1 protein-coding gene is annotated in these 1,613 nt (G+C 58.8%); it reads right to left on the reverse strand.

Annotated elements, in window-relative coordinates:
• Window positions 1–326: 326 nt before the first annotated feature.
• Window positions 327–1,493 carry a galactokinase gene (gene galK / locus Q0F21_RS07800; RefSeq protein ID WP_297238835.1) on the reverse strand — a complete coding sequence of 389 codons (1,167 nt, stop codon included), beginning with the start codon at window positions 1,491–1,493 and terminating at the stop codon, window positions 327–329.
• Window positions 1,494–1,613: the final 120 nt, after the last annotated feature.

Consider the following 1,613-nt stretch of genomic DNA (forward strand, 5'->3'; position numbering starts at 1 on the left):
AACGGGGCGCACCCCACCGCTTCGGAGTGCAAAGGTACGAAATACCTTCCTCTATTACAAGTCTATCAAGCTCTTACGTGTCACCCCACCCCACCTCCAATCAGGGCTAATTCTTTTACCGGTAATAGTGAAAACTATTACCGGTATTAGACAACACTAATATCGGTATTAGATGACACTAATACCGATATTAGAAATGGCGTAGTACTCTCTGCTGATAATCAGTATGTAGGAAACACGCTATCTACCGAGCATTGAAGAGCACAAAAAAAGGAGAGAGGGTCGCATAGGACTCTCTCTCCCGGAGTGGATTAGGGATGGTCGCCTTACTCTAAGCAGCGGGCGCCATCACCGATGATGACGGGGTAGACCTTGGGTGCGTGACCAAACTTCTCCTCATACGCCTTGGTGGCGCGGGCAATGAAGCTGTCGTAGATCTCATCGCGGACGAGATTGATCGTGCAGCCGCCGAAGCCTCCGCCCATGACCCGTGAGCCGGTGACTCCGCTGTGGAGCGCCTCGAGGACAAGGAAGTCGAGCTCCTCGCAGCTCACCTCGTACTTCATCGAGAGGCCCCAGTGGGTCTGGTACATCTTGCGTCCCACGGTGGGGTAGTCGCCGGCCTTGAGCGCGTCGGAGACCTCCAGCACGCGGTCGATCTCCTCGATCACGTACTCGGCTCGGAGCGCATCCTCAGCGGAGACCTTGTCCCGGATGCTGTCCAGCATATGGAGGTCGGCATCGCGGAGGTACTCGATCTTGCGGTCGGGATAGGCCTCACGGAGAGCCTCCACCACATGCTCGCAGGAGGCTCGGCGCTGATTATAGGCGCCGGAGGCGAGGTTGTGCTTCACCACCGTGTCGATCAGGACGAGACGGTAGCCCTTAGGCTCCCAGGGGAAGTACTCGTGCTCCAGTGAGCGGCAGTCGAGGCGCATGATGTGTCCCTCCTTGCCGAAGACGCTGGCAAACTGGTCCATGATCCCGCAATTGACACCCACGTAGTGGTGCTCGGTCATCTGCCCGGCGATGGCGAGGTCGAAGTCGTCCACCTTGCCGTCGCCGAAGAGCTCGTTGAGCGCCCTGGCGTAGCAGCTCTCCAGTGCGGCGGAGGAGGACATGCCTGCCCCGAGCGGCACGTCACCGGAGAAAGCGGTGTCGAAGCCCTGTACCGGGACGCCGAGCTTCTGCATCTCACGGCTGACGCCGAAGATGTAGCGCGCCCACTGCTCCTCGGGAGCTTCCTCCTCCGAGAGACCGAAGGAGGCTCTCTCGTCGAGGTCGATGGCGAAGGCATTGATGCGGTCGGTACCATTGGGACGGATCGCCGCCATGATGCCGGTGTCGACGGCACCGGGGAAGACGAAGCCTCCATTGTAGTCGGTGTGCTCACCGATGACATTGATCCGACCGGGGGCGAAGTAGAGGTCCACCCCTTCTGTATGGTCATAGACCTGCCCAAAGGCGGCTCTCACTTTTTCTCTATTTCTCATAAGGACTCAGGCAGCAGTGTGGGCGACAGGGACGTCGGTCTTATTGGGCTTGCACCCCCAGAGGGCGTAGAAGAGGATCCATGCCTCACCGATGGCGACGAGGATCCAGGAGATGTTCCA

It is taken from the genome of uncultured Porphyromonas sp. (assembly GCF_934359325.1).
GTDB lineage: Bacteria > Bacteroidota > Bacteroidia > Bacteroidales > Porphyromonadaceae > Porphyromonas_A.

What these genes read in the sequence shown, in the direction of transcription:
- galK (WP_297238835.1), bottom strand. Translation starts at nt 1,493, where the DNA reads ATGAGAAATAGAGAAAAAGTGAGAGCCGCCTTTGGGCAGGTCTATGAC.